The sequence below is a fragment of the Actinosynnema sp. NPDC053489 genome (genome assembly GCF_044544865.1).
Lineage (GTDB): Bacteria > Actinomycetota > Actinomycetes > Mycobacteriales > Pseudonocardiaceae > Actinosynnema.
On the sequence record NZ_JBITXT010000014.1, the window covers coordinates 132,444 to 152,601 of the forward strand.

Annotated in this window: 18 protein-coding genes and 1 tRNA gene; 10 read left to right on the forward strand and 9 right to left on the reverse strand. The window is 71.6% G+C overall.

The window, feature by feature from the left end; translation table 11 throughout:
- Positions 1–299 precede the first annotated feature (299 nt).
- On the reverse strand, positions 300–1,463 hold the full coding sequence (locus ACIGNX_RS28085; RefSeq protein WP_396543793.1) for an endo-1,4-beta-xylanase: 1,164 nt from the start codon (positions 1,461–1,463) through the stop codon (positions 300–302).
- Positions 1,464–1,698: 235 nt separating this feature from the next.
- On the opposite strand from ACIGNX_RS28085, the gene ACIGNX_RS28090 reads away from it, so the two are divergent.
- Positions 1,699–2,922, forward strand: coding sequence for an SGNH/GDSL hydrolase family protein (locus tag ACIGNX_RS28090; protein WP_396543794.1), 1,224 nt, complete (start codon positions 1,699–1,701; stop codon positions 2,920–2,922).
- Positions 2,923–3,206: 284 nt separating this feature from the next.
- The gene (locus ACIGNX_RS28095; RefSeq protein ID WP_396543796.1) at positions 3,207–3,869 is read left to right on the forward strand and encodes a lytic polysaccharide monooxygenase; all 663 of its coding nucleotides are present in this window, start codon (positions 3,207–3,209) and stop codon (positions 3,867–3,869) included.
- A gap of 65 nt (positions 3,870–3,934) precedes the next feature.
- Here the strand turns inward: ACIGNX_RS28095 and ACIGNX_RS28100 are convergent, their stop codons facing one another.
- The 4 genes from ACIGNX_RS28100 to ACIGNX_RS28115 all read right to left on the reverse strand — a co-directional run bounded on the left by ACIGNX_RS28100 (position 3,935) and on the right by ACIGNX_RS28115 (position 7,348).
- Positions 3,935–4,915, reverse strand: a complete 981-nt coding sequence (locus ACIGNX_RS28100; RefSeq protein ID WP_396543798.1) for a polysaccharide lyase family 1 protein — start codon at positions 4,913–4,915, stop codon at positions 3,935–3,937.
- A gap of 16 nt (positions 4,916–4,931) precedes the next feature.
- On the reverse strand, positions 4,932–5,936 hold the full coding sequence (locus ACIGNX_RS28105; RefSeq protein ID WP_396543799.1) for a polysaccharide lyase family 1 protein: 1,005 nt from the start codon (positions 5,934–5,936) through the stop codon (positions 4,932–4,934).
- A gap of 11 nt (positions 5,937–5,947) precedes the next feature.
- Positions 5,948–6,976 (reverse strand): polysaccharide lyase family 1 protein, encoded by a 1,029-nt coding sequence (locus tag ACIGNX_RS28110; protein ID WP_396543801.1) that lies wholly within the window; start codon positions 6,974–6,976, stop codon positions 5,948–5,950.
- A 298-nt stretch (positions 6,977–7,274) separates the two neighbouring features.
- Positions 7,275–7,348 (reverse strand) — tRNA-Arg (locus tag ACIGNX_RS28115).
- Between the two features lie 394 nt (positions 7,349–7,742).
- Between ACIGNX_RS28115 and ACIGNX_RS28120 the strand changes: the two genes are divergently transcribed.
- Positions 7,743–8,357, forward strand: a complete 615-nt coding sequence (locus ACIGNX_RS28120) for a cysteine hydrolase family protein (protein WP_396543803.1) — start codon at positions 7,743–7,745, stop codon at positions 8,355–8,357.
- A 73-nt stretch (positions 8,358–8,430) separates the two neighbouring features.
- Entirely contained in the window at positions 8,431–9,300 is an 870-nt protein-coding gene (locus tag ACIGNX_RS28125) for an oxaloacetate decarboxylase (RefSeq protein WP_396543805.1), read from the forward strand.
- Here the strand turns inward: ACIGNX_RS28125 and ACIGNX_RS28130 are convergent, their stop codons facing one another.
- Both ACIGNX_RS28130 and ACIGNX_RS28135 read right to left on the reverse strand, forming a co-directional pair.
- Complete coding sequence (locus ACIGNX_RS28130; protein ID WP_396543807.1) at positions 9,301–9,537, reverse strand: DUF6343 family protein; 237 nt, start codon at positions 9,535–9,537, stop codon at positions 9,301–9,303. It lies immediately after the preceding gene.
- Positions 9,534–9,875 (reverse strand): hypothetical protein, encoded by a 342-nt coding sequence (locus ACIGNX_RS28135; protein ID WP_396543808.1) that lies wholly within the window; start codon positions 9,873–9,875, stop codon positions 9,534–9,536. The genes ACIGNX_RS28130 and ACIGNX_RS28135 overlap by 4 nt, the downstream gene beginning before the upstream one ends.
- A gap of 78 nt (positions 9,876–9,953) precedes the next feature.
- Between ACIGNX_RS28135 and ACIGNX_RS28140 the strand changes: the two genes are divergently transcribed.
- The 5 genes from ACIGNX_RS28140 to ACIGNX_RS28160 all read left to right on the forward strand — a co-directional run bounded on the left by ACIGNX_RS28140 (position 9,954) and on the right by ACIGNX_RS28160 (position 14,004).
- Complete coding sequence (locus ACIGNX_RS28140) at positions 9,954–11,411, forward strand: MFS transporter (protein ID WP_396543810.1); 1,458 nt, start codon at positions 9,954–9,956, stop codon at positions 11,409–11,411.
- 37 nt (positions 11,412–11,448) lie between these two features.
- Positions 11,449–12,552, forward strand: coding sequence for a M20 family metallopeptidase (locus ACIGNX_RS28145; protein WP_396543811.1), 1,104 nt, complete (start codon positions 11,449–11,451; stop codon positions 12,550–12,552).
- A gap of 29 nt (positions 12,553–12,581) precedes the next feature.
- Entirely contained in the window at positions 12,582–12,962 is a 381-nt protein-coding gene (locus tag ACIGNX_RS28150) for a metalloregulator ArsR/SmtB family transcription factor (RefSeq protein ID WP_396543812.1), read from the forward strand.
- Positions 12,959–13,471 (forward strand): SRPBCC family protein, encoded by a 513-nt coding sequence (locus ACIGNX_RS28155; RefSeq protein WP_396543813.1) that lies wholly within the window; start codon positions 12,959–12,961, stop codon positions 13,469–13,471. The genes ACIGNX_RS28150 and ACIGNX_RS28155 overlap by 4 nt, the downstream gene beginning before the upstream one ends.
- A gap of 161 nt (positions 13,472–13,632) precedes the next feature.
- Positions 13,633–14,004, forward strand: coding sequence for an STAS domain-containing protein (locus ACIGNX_RS28160; RefSeq protein WP_396543815.1), 372 nt, complete (start codon positions 13,633–13,635; stop codon positions 14,002–14,004).
- A gap of 590 nt (positions 14,005–14,594) precedes the next feature.
- On the opposite strand, the gene ACIGNX_RS28165 is transcribed toward ACIGNX_RS28160, so the two are convergent.
- Positions 14,595–15,299, reverse strand: coding sequence for a hypothetical protein (locus ACIGNX_RS28165; protein WP_396543817.1), 705 nt, complete (start codon positions 15,297–15,299; stop codon positions 14,595–14,597).
- 186 nt (positions 15,300–15,485) lie between these two features.
- On the opposite strand from ACIGNX_RS28165, the gene ACIGNX_RS28170 reads away from it, so the two are divergent.
- The gene (locus ACIGNX_RS28170) at positions 15,486–17,756 is read left to right on the forward strand and encodes a catalase (RefSeq protein WP_396543818.1); all 2,271 of its coding nucleotides are present in this window, start codon (positions 15,486–15,488) and stop codon (positions 17,754–17,756) included.
- 67 nt (positions 17,757–17,823) lie between these two features.
- Here ACIGNX_RS28170 and ACIGNX_RS28175 read toward each other — a convergent pair whose 3' ends face one another.
- Entirely contained in the window at positions 17,824–20,064 is a 2,241-nt protein-coding gene (locus tag ACIGNX_RS28175; protein WP_396543819.1) for a PQQ-dependent sugar dehydrogenase, read from the reverse strand.
- Positions 20,065–20,158 lie beyond the last annotated feature (94 nt).

Sequence of the window (20,158 nt, forward strand, 5' to 3'; positions counted from 1 at the left end):
GAGACCCGGAAAAGGAGACCCGGAGAAGGGGACTCTGAACGGGGACGTTGGGGATCGGCGCGGCGGTCGCCTCTCGGCGAGTGGCTCGACGCGGCTCCAGCCTGACGGTATTCCGCGAAGGCGCTTGGTGAGGCCCGGGGACACGGACCGCACCGACCGAGTGTTCCAACGGTCCGGTGCGCCCCGGTGTTCCCGCCCCGGCGTGACGTGCGTCGCACCGCGGGCGGGCGTGGAATCGGCCCCCGCCCGAACTCTCGGTTCGAACGGGGGCCGACGGCTCGCGGGTGAGGCGGTCGTGCCTACTTCGCGCAGGCGGGCAGCCGCGGGTGGTGCTCCCCGCGCTTGACCGACTCCTTGGCCAGCGTGCACTGCAGCGCGTGGTAGGCCGGCTTGCGGGTGAAGTCGTCCCACATCACCGTCGCCGCGCCCTCGCCCTGGAAGAACACCGGCACCCAGGAGTACTTGTCGGTGAAGCCCCAGATCGTGAAGGAGTCGCAGCCCTTGACGTTGAGGCAGGCGACCAGCGTGCGGTTGTAGTAGTCCGCCTGCTTGGCCAGCATCTCGGCGGTCGGCACGCCGTCGGCGGGCAGGTCCATGCGCACGTCGAGCTCGGTGATGGCCGTGCCCAGCCCGAGGGCGGCGAACCGCTTGAGGTTCGCCTCCAGGTCACCGGGGAAGCCGTACCGGGTGCTCAGGTGGGACTGGGCGGAGAAGCCGTGCACCGGCACGCCCTGCGCCTTCAGGTCCTTGATCAGCGCCAGGTAGGCGTTGCTCTTGGCGTTGACGCTCTCCACGCCGTAGTCGTTGAAGAACAGGTCGGCCTTGGGGTCGGCCTGGTGCGCCCAGCGGAACGCGTCGGCGATGATGCCGGGGCCCAGCTCGCGGATCCAGATGTTGTCGGTGGTGCGCAGCTTGCCGGAGTCGTCGAAGATCTCGTTGGCCACGTCCCACTGCTGGATCTTGCCCTTGTAGCGGCCGACGACGGTGGTGATGTGCTCGCGCAGGATCGCGCGCAGCTCGTCGGCGGTGAAGTCGCCCTGCTCCAGCCACGCCGGGTTCTGGCTGTGCCACAGCAGGGTGTGCCCGCGCACCACCTGGCGGTTCTGCTGGGCGAACTTCACGATGGCGTCGGCCATGCCGAAGTTGTAGCGGTCCCGCTCCGGGTGGATGTACTCCCACTTCATCTGGTTCTCGGCCGAGACGGAGCTGAACTCCTCGGCCAGCACCGCGCGGTACTCGAGGTCCTTGGTGAACGGGTCGGGGTAGGGCTGCGACTCGTGGTGCCCGCCACCGGCCGCGGCGCTGCCGATGTGGAAGCCCTTGGGCGCCACCCAGCGGAGGGTGTCCTTCTTCGCGTGGCCCGGCGGGACGTCACCCGGACCGGGTGCGGCCGCGGCGACCAGCGCCGGCGAGGTCAGCGCCACCACGGCGAGCGCGGTGGTGAGCAGTCGGATCGACTTCATGGCGGTCTTCGCTTTCTCGGACGACTACGACGGCGACGTTCGAAAGTTTCGTCATTGATCCGGCAATTTTCGAGATGCCGGACCCTAAGACGGCCGCCCGGCGAACGTCAAGAGGCGGTCAAGTCACCCGGTCGGGCGGATCCCCAACCACGTGAGGCTCGCGACCACCCGTTTCTGTCGGGGGGTGTCGTTAGCGTGTGGACGTGCATCCATTACGTGACGGGGGGTCACGCTCATGAGGAAGTTGGCGACGGGGGTCGTCGCCGTGCTGGGCATCGCGCTGGTGCCCGGTGTGGCGGCGGGTTCGGCGGGGCCGGGGTGGAGCGCCACGTGGGCCGCTTCACCGCACACCCCCACGGACCTGCTGGGTCCGGGTTGGGGCCCGGCCGGGTTCGAGGACCAGACCGTGCGGCAGGTCGTGCGGGTGAGCGACGGCGGCGCGGCGGTGCGAGTCAGGCTCTCCAACGCCTACGGCACGTCACCGCTGGTGGTGACGGGCGCGACCGTGGCGCGCGCGGACCGGGGCGCGGCGGTGCGGCCGGCGAGCGTGCGGCACCTGAGCTTCCGCGGCCACCGCTCGGTCACCGTGCCGGTCGGCGGCGAGGTGGTCGGCGACGTCGCGCCGCTGGCCGTGCCGCCGCTGGCCGAGGTCACCGTGACCCTGTACCTGGCCGGCCGGACGGGGCCCGCCACCGGGCACCTGTTCGCGACGGCGACGACCTGGCGCGCGGCGGGCGACCACCGGGCCGACGTGGCGGCCGAGGCGTTCACCGAGACGTCGCAGTCGTGGTTCTACCTGAGCGCCGTCGAGGTGCTCGACCCCGGCCCGCGCCGCGACGTCGTGGTGGCGTTCGGGGACTCGATCACCGACGGGGCGGCGTCCACCGTGGACGCGAACAACCGCTACCCGGACGAACTGGCCGAGCGGCTGGGCGGCCGGCGGGCCGTGGTCAACGCGGGCATCGGCGGCAACCGGGTGCTCAACGACTCGCCGTGCTTCGGGGAGCGGGCGACCGCGCGGTTCGGGCGCGACGCCCTGGCGCAGCCCGACGTGCGCACGGTGATCCTGCTGGAGGGCATCAACGACATCGGGTTCGCCAACTTCGCGATCGAGTGCACCACGCCGAACCCGGAGGTCACCGCTGCGCAGTTGATCGCGGGGTACCGCGAGCTGATCGGCCAGGCGCGGGCGCGGGGCGTGCGGATCGTCGGCGGCACGCTGCTGCCGTACAAGGGCGCGGCGTACTACACCGAGGCCGGTGAGGCGGTGCGCGACGAGGTGAACGCCTGGATCCGCACCTCGGGCGAGTTCGACGCGGTGGTCGACTTCGACCGGGCGATGGCCGACCCGGCGGACCCGGACGCGTTGCGCCCGGCGTACGACAGCGGCGACCGCCTGCACCCCAACGACGCGGGCTACCACGCCATGGCCGAGGCCGTGGACCTGTCGGTGCTGTAGCGCCCTCCCGAGCGCTCGGCGGTCGCCCGGGGGTGGCCGGCGACCAGTCGATCCCCTCGGCGAGCCGAGTGCGTCAAGAGAGGTCGTGCCACGTTTCCCGTCGCCGTGGGGCGAGGTCTTCGTCGAATGGCGGTCGAATGCGCGTCGAATGCGAACCCGTTGTGCGACAACACTTCCCATTCCCGCGCACGGATGGTTACAGTGCGATTTGGGAGCGCTCCCAAGTTCACCCGTGATCAATCACGAACGTGGTCATCCTCAACGAGGAGGAGAGAGTGGCGCTCATGTCCTTCCCCGTGAAGAAGAAACTGCTCGGCAAGGCGGTCGCGACGCTCGCGGCGGTCGGCGGGCTCATGGCGAGCCTGCTGACCGGCGTCGCCGACGCGCACGGTTCGACCGTCGACCCGCCGTCGCGCAACTACGGCTGCTGGCAGCGCTGGGGCAGCGATTTCCAGAACCCGACGATGGCGCAGCAGGACCCGATGTGCTGGCAGGCCTGGCAGGCCGACACCACCGCGATGTGGAATTGGAACGGCCTGTACCGCGAGGGCGTGGCGGGCAACCACCAGGGCGTCATCCCCAACGGCCAGCTGTGCAGCGCGGGCCACACCGGTGGCACCCGGTACGCGGCGCTGGACAAGCCGGGGGCGTGGAAGGCGGCGGCGAAGTCGCGGCAGTTCACCCTCGACGTGTGGGACCAGGCCAGGCACGGCGCGGACTACCTCCGGGTGTACGTGACCAAGCAGGGCTACGACGCGACGACGACCGCGCTGGGTTGGAATCACCTGGACCTCGTGGCCAGCACCGGCCGCTACGCGCCGTCGGACCACTACCGGGTGGCCGTGGACGCGGGCAGCCGCACCGGTCGCCACGTGGTCTACGTGATCTGGCAGGCCAGCCACCTGGACCAGTCGTTCTACTTCTGCTCCGACGTCGTCTTCCAGTAGGGGGATGACGGTTCCGTGCCCACCCGGGCAGGGGTGGGCACGGAACGCGCCGTCCGGGTGGGGCGTCAGACCCTGCCGACGCCCGCCCCGGCGGTCACGAGCCGCGGCACGGACGCCGGGTCGTCCACCGAGTAGCCGTAGTAGGTGCGCGGTTCCACGACCGTCCCCAGCGTCTGGGGCGCCCCGGAACCGGCGTAGACGTTGTTGCGCTCCACCACCCGCCCCGGACCGCTCTTGTCGTAGCCGGACAGGATCGGGTGGGCGACGTTCTCGAAGTAGTTGCCCTCCACCACGACTCCCGCGTCCATCGTGGACGCGACACCGTAGAGGGAATTGCCCCGGTAGTAGTTGTTGTAGACGTGCACGGGTTCGCCGAAGCGCACGCGCGGGTGGCGCTGGTCCGTGCCGTCGAAGAAGTTGTGGTGGTAGGTGACGCGCAACTTGCCCCGGTCGCTGGTGTAGGTGTCGGAGTGGCCGAGCAGCGCGGTCTTGCCGTGGTGGTGGAAGTGGTTCCACGACACGGTCACGTAGTCGGAGTTGCGCTTGATGTCCAGCAGTCCGTCGTAGCCGTTGGACAGGTCGCAGTGGTCGACCCACACGTGGTGCGCGGAGTTCGTGACGCTGATCGAGTCGTCGGCGGCGTCGGTGAACCGCAGGTTGCGGATGACCACGTTGTTTCCGGGCCGGGTGGTCGAGCCGAGTTGCAGCCCGCCGCCGGTGATCTCGGCGGTGGAGCCGACCCCGACGATGGTCTTGTTCGCGACCACCGTCAGCATCTCGTCGCCGACCTGGATGCGACCGGACACCGAGATGACGTACGGCTCCTTGCGGCCCGCGTAGTCGGCCAGGGCGGCGGCCGTGGTCACGGTGACCTCCTGGCCGCCGGCACCGCCCGTGGTGCCGTTCTGGCCCAGCGCGTTCACCCCGGCGAACCCGTCGGCGACGGCGAGTGCGCCGGCGGACCCCCACGCGGCACGCGGCACGGAGGCGGCCGCGACGGCGAGGGCCGAGCCCGCGAGCAGGCGTCGGCGGTTGATGGGGCTCATGGCAGTCCTCCGGGGGTCAGATCCGGCCGACGCCGACGCCGACGCCGGCGGGCACGGTGGTGGGCAGGGTCGAGGGGTTGTCGGGCGTGTAGGCGTAGTACGTGCGCGGCTCGACGACGGTCCCGAGCACCTGGGGCGTGCCGGAGTTGACGAAGACGTTGTCGCGCTGCACCACCCGGCCGGGACCGCTCTCGCCGTAACCGGAGTGGACGGGGTGCGGCACGTTCTCGAAGTAGTTGGCCTCGACCAGCACCCCCGCGTTCTCCGTGGAGGCGACCCCGTACAGCCGGTTGTCGCGGAAGTAGTTGTTGTAGACGTGGACCGGCTCGCCGAAGCGGACCCGCGGGTGCCGCTGCTCGGTGGCGTCGAAGTAGTTGTGGTGGAACGTGACGCGCAGCCTGCCGGTGTCCTGGTCCGCGTTGGAGTCGGAGTGGCCCAGCAGGGCGGTCTTGCTGTGGTGGTGGAAGTGGTTCCACGACACCGTGATGAAGTCCGCGCCCCGCACGACGTCGACCAGGCCGTCCGCGCCGCCGCTGAGGTCGCAGTGGTCGATCCAGATGTGGTGCGAGGACTGCTGGATGCTGATCGCGTCGTCGTCCGCGCCGCTGAACCTGAGGTTGCGGATGATGACGTTCTGCCTGCGGTACAGGTCCAGCCCACCGCCGCGGATCTCCGCGCCGGGCAGGCCGATGACGGTCTTGTCGGAGCGCAGGCCCTGCTTGCTGCCGAACGTCATGACCCCGTCGACCTGGATCACGTAGGGCTCGTCGCGGTCGCAGTAGTCGAGGAAGGTCGCGGTGTCGCGGACGGTGACCACGGGACCACCGACGCCGCCGGTGGTGCCGTTCCGGCCGAGCGTGTTCGTCCCGGCGAACCCGTCGGCGGTCTGGAACGGCGCCGCCCACACCGGGTTGGTGGTGACGCGGCCGCGGTGGCCCGCACCCGCGGCACGTGCGGTGACGGCGGTGAGCGCCGTCGCGGCGGCACCCGCGAGGAGGCCGCGCCTGGTGATGTCGCTCATCGGTGCTCCTGTCAGACGCGGCCGACGCCCGCGCCGGCGGGCACGGTGGTGGGCACGTCGGCGGCCCGGTCGAGGGTGTAGGCGTAGTAGGTGCGCGGTTCCACGACGGAGCCGCGGACCTCGATCCGGTGGTTGCAGTCGACGAGGACGTTGTCCCGGGCGACCATCCGGCCGAGGTCGCCGCTGAAGTCGACGCGGCCGGGGTTGTTCACGCTGTGGAAGTAGTTGCCCTCCAGCACGACGCCCGCGTTCATCGTCGACGCCACGCCGTAGCTGTTGTCGCGGTAGTAGTTGTTGTAGACGTGCACCGACTCGCCGAACCGGACGCGCGGGTTGCGCTGGTCGGAGCCGTCGAAGTAGTTGTGGTGGTAGGTCACCCGCAACCGGCCGACGTCCTGCGCGCCGTTGTCGTCGTCGTGGCCGAGCAGCAGCGTCTTGTCGTGGTCGTGGAACCTGTTCCACGACACGGTGACGAAATCGCTGCCGCGCTTGATGTCGACCGCGCCGTCGTCGCCGTTGGAGAAGTCGTTGTGGTCGATCCAGATGTGGTGGCTGAACATCTGCACGTTGAGCAGGTCGTCGGTCGCGCCGGTGATCGAGAGGTTGCGGATGATGATGTTGTGCACGGCGTTCGCCGGGGGAGTGGTGACGTCGTCGTTCACTGGAACGCCGATGTTCAGCCCGCCGCCGACGAGCCGGGCGTCCGGGCCGAGGCCGACGATGGTCTTGTCGGAGGCCACGTCGTGCATGCCGTCGGAGTTGCCGGTCGGCAGCGTGATCGTGCCCTTGACCTGCACGACGAGTGGTTGTGGGCGGGCGATGTAGTCGAGGAGCTGGGCGGTGGTGGTGGCGGTGACGACCGCTCCGCCCGCGCCGCCGGTCGTGCTGTTCTGCCCCAGCGCGTCGACCGAGGCGAACCCGTCCGGCGTGGCCGCCGCCGACGCCCGCGTGGCACCCGGCAACGCGACCGCCGTCGTGGCGAGCGCGGCGGCCGTGACGAGCTTCAGCAGGGCGCGCCGGTTCCCAGGAGATGTGGGCATGGTTATTTCCTCTCCCGTATGAGGGGTGAGTGCAGGGTTTTCGGGAAAGCGCTCTCTGATCGCACCGTAGCGCATGTTCCGGGCGTGTCAACGGCTCGTGGTGGCACGGGCGCGAGGTTCACATATGTGGCCGCCCTATTCGACGGGCCGGTTCACATATGTGTCGGCTAACGCGCATTCCGGCCGGCCGGGAATGCGCCGCCCGGCTATTCTCCACCCGTCGCGCCGAAGGTGCTGCCGGCCCGGAACCGCCGACCACGCCCCGGCGGGCTGGCGCGGTGGCACGGGGTTCCAGCCGTGCCCTCACCAGGACTCGAACTCGGGACCTCGCCGTTCGTGGCGGCGCGCTCTGTCCTGCTGAGCCATGGGGGCGTTTCCACTGCGGGCGTCGCGCAATGACGACACCCGTTCGACCGATTCTCCTTCAGGTTTTCCCAAAGCGGATTCATCCGGTCGGAGTTTCCCGATGGGCGGCTCCCTGGCCGGACCTTACAACAGGTCACGCCGGGGAGTGCGGTCTGCCGAGCCGGCGTCGATGGACGTTCGCCGTGTCCGTTCCTCGGCTCGATGTGCGCATAGCGTGCCGACCGGCCGGTACTATCGCCAAATCGTTTCCGCGGCATTGTCGGGAACCAGCGGCGGGTGCCCCGCGAGCCGAGGGGGAGGGGGCGCCGGCGCGGAGTGAACCCGGACGACGCATTGCGGTGGCGGGTGCGGGGACGTTGAATCGGGTCGCGCCCCGCCGCCCGAGGAGTGGAGTCACGCGATGACCGAACTGGTGCTGGACCCCAAGACGACCGCGCTCGTGCTGATCGAGTACCAGAACGACTTCACCAGCGAGGGCGGCGTGCTGCACGACGCGGTCAGCGGGGTGATGGGCAGCACCGGCATGCTGCCCAAGACCGTGGCGCTCGTGGAAGCCGCCCGGGCGGCCGGGGTGACCGTGATGCACGCGCCGATCGCGTTCGCCGAGGGCTACCACGAGATCTCCGCGCACCCCTACGGCATCCTCAAGGGCGTCGTGGACGGCAAGGCGTTCGTCAAGGGCAGCTGGGGCGCGGCGATCGTGGACGACCTCGCGCCCCGCGACGGCGACATCGTCGTGGAGGGCAAGCGGGGGCTGGACACGTTCGCCAGCACGAACCTCGACTTCATCCTGCGCAGCAAGGGCATCACCACCATCGTGCTCGGCGGGTTCCTGACCAACTGCTGCGTCGAGTCCACCATGCGCACCGGCTACGAGAACGGCTACCGGGTCGTCACGCTGACCGACTGCGTCGCCGCCACCTCGCAGGAGGAGCACGACAACGCCCTGCGGTTCGACTTCCCGATGTTCTCGCTGCCGGTCACCGCCGACGACGTGATCGCCGCCCTGCCCTGACCCGCCGGGGTGAGTGGATCTCATCCTTCCGATATCTCGACCGCGCTCGGCGACGCCGCCTACGGTTCCCCGCATGGCTTACGGCAAGGCGTTGCGGGCCGCGGTGGCCGCCCCGGGGACCACGCCGCTGATCGGCGTGTTCGACATGCTGTCGGCGTCGATCGCGGCCCGGCACTACGACGGGCTGTTCGTCTCCGGGTTCGGCTTCTCCGCCTCGCACTACGGCCTGCCCGACGTCGGCTTCATCGCCTGGCCGGACGTGGTGGGGTTCGCGCAGCGGCTGCGGCTGGCCCTCCCGCGCCACCACCTGCTGGTCGACGTCGACGACGGGTACACCGACCCGGAGGTCGCCTGCCAGGTGGTCCGCGCGCTGGAGCAGGTGGGCGCGTCCGGCGTGGTGCTGGAGGACCAGCAGCGCCCGCGCCGGTGCGGGCACGTGGCCGGCAAGCGGGTGCTGCCGCTGGAGCAGTACCTGGAGAAGCTGGAGCTCGTGCTCGCGGCCCGGACGGACCTGGTGGTCGTGGCCCGGACCGACGCCACGGACGAGGACGAGGTGCTGCGCCGGGCCGCCGCGTTCGCCCGGACCGACGCCGACGTCGTCCTGGTGGAGGGCATGCCCTCGGTGGAGGTGGTCCGGGCGGTCCGGCGGGTGGTGGGCGGCAAGCCGCTGCTGTTCAACCAGATCGCGGGCGGCCGGTCGCCGAGGCTGTCGCTGGGCGAGTTGGCGGGCCTGGGCGTCGACGCGGCGATCTACAGCACGCCGTGCCTGTTCGCCGCCCACGCGGCCATCGAGGACGCGATGGTGCGGTTGAAGGAGGCGGACGGCGTGCTGCCGGACGACTCGATCGGTGTCGCCGACTCCCAGGAGCTGCTCTGGCGCAACGTCAGCCGCCACCACGACGTGCCCGGGCCGCGCGCGTCCCGACCGGTGGCGGCCGGCTGATCAGCCCGGGTCGCCGCGGCGCTTGCGGTGCACCACCCACCCGAAGTCCACGACCAGGACGACCGCGAGCACGCCCAGCAGCACCGCCGCCCACGTCACGCCCGCCCGCACGCACAGCACGGCCGCCACGGCGGTGAAGACCACGCCGAACCCGGCCAACCACAGGCGCAGGGTCAACGCGCTGCGCGGCGGGGCCGGGGGCGGCAGGTCGTCGTCCGGGCGGCGGGGGATGGTCACGTCCGCCACTCCTCCTGCCAACCGTGGTGGGTCTCGTAGGCGGTGGCGAGCAGCACGAGCAGGGACCGGTCCGACGTGCCCTCGACCTCCTTGCGCAGCCACTGCGCCTTCTCGTCGAACGGCACGGGCGCGCGGTCGCCGAGCGCCTGCGTGTCGCCGGGCACGAGCAGCAGCTCGCGGCCGTCGTCGGACCGCAGGACCCGCAACCGCCCCCGGCTCTCGGCGTCGTCCAGCAGCGGCAGCTCCTCGCGGGCGAGCCGCTCCTCGTCCTCGGCGAGCCGGTCCAGCACGAACCGGCGCAGGTCCTCGTCGGTGAGTCGATCAGGCTCCAGTTCCATGGCCCGGGGGTATCCACTGCCGCCCGCGTCACACGTCGTGAGCGTGCGGCTGATCGTGGTGGCGGGTAGGAATAGGTGGTGACCAGCGCGTACGAGCCGGACCCGAGGCGGTGGAAGGCGCTCACGGTGACGCTCGTCGCGGGCTTCATGAGCCTGCTCGACGTGAGCATCGTGTCCGTCGCCCTGCCCTCCATCCAGCACGGCCTCGGCACCACGCCGGCGGGCGTCCAGTGGGTCGTCTCCGGGTACGCGCTGGCGTTCGGCCTGGCCCTCGTGCCCGCCGGGCGGCTGGGTGACGCGATCGGGCGGCGGACCATGTTCCTGTGCGCGCTGGGCGGCTTCGTGCTGTTCAGCGCGTTGGCCGGGATCGCGCCGACGACCGAGGTGCTGATCGTGGCGCGGCTCGCCCAGGGCATCTCGGCGGGTGCGCTGGCGCCGCAGAACTCGGCGTTGATCCAGCAGCTGTTCCGCGGCGCGGAACGCGGTCGGGCGTTCGGGTTCTTCGGCGCGACGGTGGGCATCTCCACGGCCGTCGGACCGATCGCCGGCGGCCTGATCCTGGCGCTGGCGGGCGAGGACGAGGGCTGGCGGTGGATCTTCTACGTCAACGTGCCGATCGGCGTGGCCGCGCTCGTGCTGGCCGCACGCCTCCTGCCGCCCGCCAGGGGCGGGCGGCGCGGCAACCTCGACCTGGTCGGCGCGGCCCTGCTGGGCTTCGGCGTGCTGGCCGTGATGCTGCCACTCGTCCTGGCCGAGGCGGGCGGGCTGGGGCGGCTGTGGTGGCTGTTCGCGGTGGGTGCGGCGCTGCTGGCGCTGTTCGTGTGGTGGGAGCGGCAGGTCGCCGCGCGGGGCCGCAGCCCGATGCTGGACATAGCGCTGTTTACCACCACGCCCGGCTACGGCACGGGCGCGTTGCTCGGGACGGTGTACTTCGTCGGGTTCGCCGGGATCTGGCTGGTCTTCGCGCTGTACTTCCAGACCGGCCTCGGTTACACGCCGTTGCAGTCGGGGCTGGCCGTGACGCCGTTCGCCGTCGGGTCGGCGTCGTCCGCCGCGCTCGGTGGCCGGCTGGTGGAGAACTGGGGCCGCAAGCTGACCGTCACCGGGTTGACGCTGGTGGTGGTGGGCCTCGGGGTGACCGCCGTGGTGCTGCGGCTCGCGCCGCCGCACGTCGCCGGGTGGGCCGTGATGCCCGCGCTGCTGGTGGCGGGCGTCGGCGGCGGGTGGGTGATCTCGCCGAACACGACGCTGACGCTGCGGCACGTGCCCGTGGCGATGGCGGGTGCGGCCGGCGGGGCGTTGCAGACCGGGCAGCGCATCGGCTCGGCGATCGGCACGGCGGCGCTGACCGGTGTGTTCTACCTCGTGCTGACCTCCACCGGTCGCGACTTCCCGGTGGCCGTGTCGGTCGCGGTGGGCGTCGCCACGGCGGCCGTGGCGCTGGCGCTCGTGGTGGGCATCGTGGAGCTGCGCGCCCGACCGCGTTGCCCGGCGGCCGTGGACGACGCGCAGCGCGCCGTCCCCGATGCGTCGTGAGCTGCATCGGGTGCTGCGGCGCGGGCAGGATGACCGCATGGACGCCTTACCCGACCCGGACCTGCTGTCGCTGACCGAGCAGTTGCTCGCCATCCGCTCGACCGCCGACCGGCCCGACGACCTGCGCCGCGCGCTCGACTTCGTGCTCGACGTGGTCGGGCCCGGGTTCACGGTCGAGCGGTTCGAGTCGGGCGGGAAGCCGAGCGCGCTCGTCTACGCCGGTGACCAGCGACCCCGCTTCCGGGTGCTGTTCAACGCCCACCTCGACGTGGTGCCCGGCTCGGACGAGCAGTTCCGCCCGCGACGCGACGGCGACCGGCTGATCGGCCGGGGCGCGCAGGACATGAAGCTGTCCGCGCTGGTGCTGGCGATGGTGTTCCGGGACACCGCCGCCCGCCTGCCTTACCCGATCGGGTTGCAGCTCGTGACCGACGAGGAGGTCGGCGGGCGGGACGGCACCCGGCACCAGCTGGAGCAGGGCGTCACGGCGTCGTTCGTGGTGATCGGGGAGCACAGCGCGCTGCGGGTCGTGGCCGAGTCGAAGGGGCTCGCCGCCGTGCGGCTGCGGGCGGTCGGGCGGGCCGCGCACAGCGCGTACCAGTGGCTCGGCGACAACGCGCTGGTGAAGGTGGTGCGGGCGGTCGACGCGGTGCTCGCGGCCCACCCGGTGGCGGCCGAAGAGGAGTGGCGGACCACGGTGAACCTCGCCCGGATCACGACCGGGAACGAGGCGCTCAACCAGGTGCCCGCCGACGCGACCGCGTGGCTCGACGTCCGGTTCCCGCCCGAGGACGCCGACTTCACCGGCCGCACGCCGGAGGAGGTCGCCGCCCACTTCACCGCCCTGTGCCCGCCGGGCGTCACGGCCGAGGTCGACCACCTCGAACCACCGCACCGCGCCGACCCGGACGGGCCCGACGTGGCCGCGTTGCGGCGGGCGGCGCGCGGCCAGGGCTACTCGGGGGAGCTGCTGCGCAAGCACGGCGCGGCCGACTCGCGGTTCTACTTCCAGCGGGGGATCGACGCGGTGATCTTCGGCGTCGGCGGCGACGGCCAGCACGGACCCGACGAGCACGCCGACCTGACCACCGTCGAACCCTACCGCCGGGCTTTGACCACGTTCCTGGAAGGCATTGCGTAACGCGTAACCTACTGGTTACGCTTCCGGGCGTGGACGAGGTGGCGAGCGCCGTCGCCGACCCCGTGCGGCGGGAGATCCTGGACGCGCTGCGCACCGAAGTGCGGCTGTCGGCCGGGCAGATCGCGGAGCGGTTCGCGATCAGCCGTCCCGCCGTCAGCAGGCACCTGCGGGTGCTGCGGGAGAGCGGCCTGGTGCGCGACGAACTGGTGGGCCGGCAGCGGTTCTACGTGCTGGACGCCTCCCGGCTGGCGCCGCTCGTGCGGTGGCTGGCCGCGTTCGACGTACCCGCCGACCGGCCGTCCGGCTGGGCGCACCACCTCGACGCCCTGGAGACCGAGGTCCACCGCACCCGCCGGGAACGCGGTGCCGGCCGACCGCGTGCCGACGAGTTGAAGGAGAACACCGCATGACCCCGACCCCCGCCGGTCGCCTGTTCCGCACCGATCAGGGCAGCGACCTGGTGACGAGCCGGACGTTCCGCGCGCTCGCCGAGGACGTGTGGGCGAGCGTGACCGAGCCCGAGCGCACCGCCCGGTGGTTCGGCCCGTGGGAGGGCGAGGCCGCGCCGGGCCGCACGGTGAAGGTGCAGATGGCGTTCGAGGAGCAGGAGCCGTGGGTGGAGGTCCGCATCGACGCCTGCGACCCGCCCCGCCGGTTGGCGCTGTCGATGGTGGACGAAGCCGGCACGTGGCGGGTGGAGCTGCTGCTGTCCGAGGTGGACGGTGTGACGGAGCTGCGCCTGGTGCACCACCTGTCGACGGAGGAGGGGATCGGCGAGGTCGGGCCGGGGTGGGAGTACTACCTGGACATGCTGGTCGCCTCCCGCACCGGTGCCCCGCTGCCGTCGTTCGACGACTACTACCCGTCCCAGAAGGCGTACTTCGAGGGCTTGGCCGAGGGTGGCCGCCCCGACGCGTGACGGTGCGTGGCCACAGCGTCGGCACGGGGCATGAGCTGCGCATTTCGGTGAACAGGAGTACGGTCGGGTGTCGCAGCCGGTTGAGCCAGCAGCCACTGCCTTCTTCGACCCCGAGGAGGCTGCGGGCCGTGAGAACGGAACCTCTGGTTCACCCCTTCCGGGTGGACCGCCAAGTGCACGGTGGCGCCGTCGTGGTGCGTGTCGCGGGCGAGGTCGACGCGTTGACCGTCCGCGAGCTGAAACGCGAGATCACCGCCGCCGTGGCCCTGTCCACCCCACCCGGCCCGGTGGTGGTGGACCTGACCGACGTCGACTTCTTCGCCGCCGCGGGCCTGAACGAACTGCACCGCGGCCACGTGGCGGCCGAGGCGGCGGGCGTGCGACTGCGCGTGGTGGCCACCCACCGCCACGTACTGCGGCCGTTCGCGATCAGCGGTCTGGACCGGGAACTCGTCCCCTGTTCGACCCTGGCCGAAGCCCTGGTGGGCGGCTCGCCCGCCCACCTGCACCGCTTCGCCTTCCCCACCAGTTGACCCGGGCCCTTCCGGGTCGGCGGGGGTCTCGGTCGACGGCGGTCTCGGTCGACGGGCGGCGGGGTGAAGTGACCCCGCTGCCCACTTCCGGGGTTGAGGGACCGACCACCCGGATCGATGCGACACCTGGGACCGCTCCCTGACTCCGCAGCAGCCCTCGGCTCCACCACACGGGGCAATGGCCCGGGACAAGAATCGGCGACTCGACCTCCTTTCGGCGATGTTGAGGGCACGGTCGCTCGGCGAACGCACTTCCGCCCGGTCGCCCGAAACCTCGTGGACCTGATGCGCGGTCCGACGGCTGTCGAGCTTCTGCTCCGGGACATCGGCAGCAGCCGGACATTTCCTTCCTCGGGTCCGCTCATCCCCGGTGATCCAGGCAGTGTCACCTCTCCGTTCTCGGCCGATCGCGCTTTGCGGGTGAGTGGGCGGTCGCGGGGAAGCGTCGAGTACAGCAGCGCCTCGGCTGGGTGAAATGGGAGCAGTGCCGCCTCCGATCGTCAGTCGTGGTTGGGCGACCCTTGCGCGTCCGGCCGCGTGCGTGGTGACGCTGCCACCGGAAGCAGTGCGGGACGGCGCGGACCGACCGGTCAGCCGAGGGTGCTGACGTATGCCAAGGCACCGACGACCGGGACGGCGATCAGGGTTGCCAGGACCGATCCGCGGCTCGGTCTCGGCGCGGTCAGCAGGTCGCGGATGCCGGTAGGGGCCAGGGCCGCGCACAGGCCCGCCACGGCGAGGACCGAGGTCGGTTCGGTCCCCTTCAGCACCCCCAGCGGCAACAGGCACGTCGTGGCCAGGGCCAGCGCCCGGAACGGTCCGAACACGCGGCTGCGGTAGGCGGCGTACGCCAGCACGGGCCACCCGATCAGGATGGTGAACGACAGGTAGCTGAACAGGTGCAGGTCCTGGTACGACTGGCTCACCTGGGCCGTCGCCACCTCGACCCCCTGGTGCCGCACCACGTTGTGCGCGGCCTGGTCGATGCCCGCGTGGAACGTCCGTTCTAACAAGCCGACCAGCACGAGCGCCGCGCCCCACGTCGCCGCCACCGGCCGCTCCCGCCCGATCCGGTGGGCCAGGGACAGGACGGCGAAGGCCAGTAACACGTTGCCCGCCACCACCAGCGCGTGCGCGGTGGTCATCAACGTCGGGTGCTCGGCCACCGCGACCAACTGCCGCGGGAAGAAGTAGTGGAACGGCAGGCGCAACAGCGTGCCCACGAGCAGCAGTGCCGGACCGAGGACCATCGTGCCCGCGCCGATCCACCGGCCCGGGAAGGCGTAGTCCGTCATGGCGGTCACCATTCCGGGTTTTCGCCGCGGGCGGATCGGACCGCGGTCCCCTGTTCCCCGGTCGGACCTGGGTCCGATGCGGCGACGGGACAGGACGTCTACAAAGGACATCACCGGAACGCCGGGGTGTAGGAAGCGCTGCTTTGGGTAGTAGGCGTAGGACTGCCGACGAGGAGGAGCACGTACGTGGATGCGTTCAAGCCGGCCAAAGCCGTGAAGGATGCCCTCGACAAAGCCGTGGAGAAGGTCGCGGACCTGGTCACGCCGCCGGTTCCCGGCACCCCGGGCAGCGCGCCGGCCCCGCTCGACCCGCCGACCGAGCCGCAGGGGCCCCTTCCGCGCAAGCCGGACCAGGCCTCACCCCAGACGCGCACCGCGACCGGGGCGGAGACCGGCGCCCCGGCCGACGCGCGGGAGCAGCAGGGCGAGTACCTGACCACGTCGACGGGCCTGCGCCTGTACGACACCGACCACTCGCTCAAGGCCGGGGCCCGCGGGCCGACACTGCTGCAGGACCACCACCTGCGCGAGAAGATCACCCACTTCGACCACGAGCGCATCCCGGAACGGGTGGTCCACGCCCGTGGCGCGGGCGTGCACGGCGTCTTCGTCGGCTACGGCAACGCCACGAGCGTGTGCAAGGCCGGGTTCCTGGCCGAGGGCGTGACGACCCCGGTGTTCACCCGGTTCTCCACGGTCGTGGGCTCGCGCGGCTCGGCCGACACGGTGCGCGACACGCGGGGCTTCGCCACGAAGTTCTACACCTCCGAGGGCACCTTCGACCTGGTGGCCAACAACATCCCGGTGTTCTTCATCCAGGACGGCATCAAGTTCCCGGACATCATCCACGCGGCCAAGCCGCACCCGGACCGGGAGATCCCGCAGGCGCAGAGCGCCCACGACACGTTCTGGGACTTCGTCTCCACGCACACCGAGGCGACCCACCACGTCATGTGGCACATGTCCGACCGGGGCGTCCCGCGCTCCTACCGGATGATGGAGGGCTTCGGCGTCCACACGTTCCGCCTGGTCAACGCCGAGGGCAAGACCTCGCTGGCGAAGTTCCACTGGAAGCCCAAGCTGGGCGTGCACTCCCTGCTGTGGGAGGAGGCGCAGCTGATCGCGGGCGTCGACCCGGACTTCCACCGCCGCGACCTGTTCGACGCGATCGAGGCCGGCGCGTACCCGCAGTGGGAGCTGGGCATCCAGGTGTTCCCCGACACCCCGGAGCAGACCTTCGAGGGCATCGACCTGCTCGACTCCACGAAGATCGTGCCCGAGGAGCTGGCCCCGGTGCAGCCCATCGGCATGCTCACGCTCAACCGGAACACCACGAACTTCTTCGCCGAGACCGAGCAGGTCGCCTTCCACGTGGGCCACCTGCCGCCGGGCATCGACGTGACCGACGACCCGCTGCTGCACGCCCGCCTGTTCTCCTACATCGACACGCAGCTGAGCAGGCTCGGCGGCCCGAACTTCAACCAGATCCCCATCAACCGCCCCCACGCGCCGGTCAACGACATGCTGCGCGACGGCTTCCACCAGCACGCGGTGCACAGCGGCGTGGCCCCGTACAAGCCGAACACGCTCGACGGCGGCTGCCCGTTCATGGCCGGCCTGGAGACGGGCGCGTTCGTCGAGTTCCCGACCCCGGTCGCCGAGGGCGTCAAGGAGCGCCGCGCGCCCGCGACGTTCGCCGACCACTACAGCCAGCCCCGGATGTTCTACCGGAGCCTGAGCCCGGTGGAGAAGGAGCACCTGATCCGGGCGTTCACGTTCGAGCTGGGCAAGTGCTACGAGCAGGCGATCAAGGAACGCCAGCTGCGCGTGCTCGCCAACGTCGACGCCGACCTGTGCGCCCAGGTCGCGGCCGGCCTCGGCCTGCCCGCGCCGGAGGCGACCGAACCGGTCGCCGAGGTCGCGCCCAGCCCGGCGGTGTCGCAGCTCGGGCAGGTGTGGCCGCCCGACGGCCGACTGATCGGCATCGTGGTCGACGTGAACGACCCGGCGAGCCTGGACGGCCTGCACACGCTGCGCCAGACGATCACGGCCGCGGGCATGGTCCCGCTGGTCATCGCGGCGCGCGGCGGTGAGCTGGAGGACGGCCTGGTGGCGCAGCGGACGTTCCTCACGGCCCGCTCGATCGAGTTCGACGCGCTGCTGCTGGCCGCCGCGCCGGCGCCCGGCCCGGACGCCCTCCCGGTCCGCGACGCCAAGGCGGGCGCGCCCGGCGCGACGGTCGACCCGCGCGTGGTGCTGATGGTCCAGGAGTGCTACCGGCACGCCAAGGCGATCGGCGTGTGGGGCAACGGCGAGGCCGCCCTGGTCGAGGCCGGCTGCTCGGCGGGCGACCTGGGCATCGTCGTCGGCGAGACGCCGGCGGACGTGTTCGCCGAGGTCCAGACGCTGCTCGGCACGCACCGGGTGTGGGACCGGTTCCCCGCGTCCGTCGCCTGACATCCCGAGACCTGACACCCCCGACGAGGACCGGCCGCGGACACCTGTCCGCGGCCGGTCGCTCACGTCAGCACAGGCACAGCGAGTAGTTCGCCCGGTAGGTCGTGGCACTCGCCGGCGCGACGATGTTGTGCGTCTGCGCGCCGCCGTCCGACCAGCCGGTGTACTGGAACCGCAGGCCGAGCGCACCGCTCTGCGGGCTCGGCGCGCTGATCGAGTTGTTCGACCCGACGATCACCGTCCGGGTGAACGGCGTGGTCTGCGCCGTGCCGCCCACGCTCAGCTGCAACCCGCTGGGGCTGGTCTGGAACGTCAGCGCCACCGTCTGCGGGTCGAGCCGCGTCGTGGTGCTCTTGACGCGCCCCGACGAGTCCGTGGCCGTCAGCGTCAGCTCCAGGTACGACGGGTACTCGTGGTCGGGTGCGATGAACGAGCCCGACGCCACGCCCGACCAGTTCTGCACCACGTGCTCGTGGCACGAACCGCTGGTCGCGCAGTGCTGGATGCTCAGCTTCCAGCTCAGCGCGGACGCGGCCAGCGCGCCGTCCTGCGGGTCGGTGGCGTGGCCGGAGAACGGCACGTTCTGACCCACGGTCCAGTTCAGCGGCGCGGTCGGCGTGTCGATGACCGGCACCGGGTCCTGTGCGACCGGCGTGCCGACCGTGACGGTGACCGAGGTCGTGCCCGACGCGCCGGCCTGGTCGGTGACCTTGAGCCCCACCGCCACCGCCCCCTGCGCGGTGTACGTGCGGGTGGGCGTGGCGGAGGTGGAGTCGTCGTACTGGCCGTCGCCGTCGAGGTCCCACGCGTAGGAGAGCGTGTCACCGGGGTCCGGGTCGCTGGAACCGGTGCCGCTGAACTGCACGGCCAGCGGCGCGGGCCCGGACTGCGGGGTGGCCGTGGCGACGGCGGTCGGCGCCTGGTTGCCGGTCGGGTAGCTGACGCGGCGCAGTTGGCCCGCGCCCAGCGCGATGTAGAACAGGTCGCCACCCGGACCGGTGGTGACCTGCACCGGCACGTTCACGCCGGTCACGAACGGCACCAGCTTGGCCGGGTCGGGCAGCCCCGCGGTGGTCTGCATGGCCCAGATGCAGCCGCGGGAGCTGTCGGCGAAGAACAGTGCGCCGTCGTAGGCGGGCGGGTAGTTGCTGGTGGACTCGAACGCGATGCCGGACACCGACGAACCGCCCGTCGGGCACGGGTCGCTCGCCACGACCTTCGCCGAGTGGTTGTAGGCGTAGTAGGGGGCGGTCTGGCCCGCGCCCGCGTAGAGCGACTCGCACAGGTCGAGGTTGGCGCCGTCGTACCCGCCCTGGCGCGCGGAGCCCTCGTAGCACGGCCAGCCGAAGTTCTCGGCCGTCGCGTCGTTCACGTCGGTGATCCGGTTGACCTCCTCCCACGTGTTCCAGCCGACGTCGCCCGCCCACAGCTCCTCGGTGCCGGGCCGGAAGGCGAAGCGGAACTGGTTGCGCAGGCCGTGGGCGATGACGCGCTTGGCGTTGGCGTCGGCGCTGCCCGCGAACGGGTTGCCGGCCAGGCCCGCGCCGGTGTCGGGGTCGATGCGGATGATCGTGCCGTCGAGGCTCACCGGCTCGCCCGCCGGGCGGCGGATCGACTGGGAGCGCAGCGCGCCGCCGCGCGCGGTCGGCGCGGTGAGGTTCGTGCCCGCGGGCGACGGCGGGTCGGCGCACGGGTTGCCGACCTGGCCGTAGTCGGCGAAGTTGAAGCTCGCGCCGTCACCGCCGCCGACGTAGAGGCCGCCGTCGGGGCCGAAGACGACCGTGCCGATGGAGTGGCTGGGGTACTGCTGGCACCAGTCGGTGATCAGCGGCTGCTCGGCGGTCATCGTGCCGCCGGGGCCCATCGTCAGCTTGGAGACGCGGCTGGTGACCACGCAGCCCTGGTCGGTCGCACCGGGCGGGGTGGGGCACTGGTCGCCCCAGCGCGGGTGCGTGCCACCGGGCACGGCGTCGTAGGTGTAGGCGACGTAGACGTAGGGCCGGGTGGGGAACTGCGGGTCCACGGCCAGGCCGAGCAGGCCGCGGTCCCAGAAGTCCTGCGTCTGCGCGCGCAGGTCGGCGAACACGGTGGCGGTCGTGTCGGCGAGCGAGTCGTAGACCTTGACCAGGCCGCTCTTCTCGGCGATGAACACGCGGCCGTCCGGCGCGAACGAGACGGCGGTGGGACTGGTGAGGCCGCCGATGGCGAGGGTGTCGGTGAAGCCGGCCGGCACGGCGGCAGAGGCCGCGGGCGGGAGCGCCACGGCGGTGGCGGCGACCACGGCGGCGGCGATCGCCACGGCGGTCACGCGTCTCGAACGCGGCGAGAGTGGTGCGCGGCGGAGTAATCGCATGGCCCGATTCGTTCCCTTCGTGACACTTCTGAGGTGGGCACGGAAGGGT